1 protein-coding gene is annotated in these 264 nt (G+C 60.6%); it reads right to left on the bottom strand.

Annotation, left to right across the window (positions count from 1 at the left end; all coding sequences use genetic code 11):
* Positions 1–264: hypothetical protein (locus tag ACXAH3_RS16515; protein WP_474863370.1), on the bottom strand; the 264-nt coding region annotated here is incomplete at both ends.

The raw sequence follows: 264 nt of genomic DNA, 5'->3' as shown, positions 1-264 counted from the left end.
CGTGCCATCGGCATTCATGGTGATCGACCCAGCAGCAGGAGTCGGAGCCGTACCCGGCGTCAGCGTGATGTCTGCAGGGTCAACAGCCGCGCCATTCAGCGTGTCGTTGTCCAGAACAGACGCAGTGTCGCCGCCGTCCAAACCATTCACAGGTGCTGGCGTGTCGTCGATGGCGTCGATCGGGGCTGGGTCCACTACGACCGTCGCTGTGGCCGTATCACAGTTCGTCCCGTTCAAGTTCTCACAGATCGTATAGGGATAGCT

Source organism: Aliiroseovarius sp. ABM4_368 (assembly GCF_056161205.1).
This window is presented reverse-complemented; position numbering and strand designations above follow the sequence as displayed.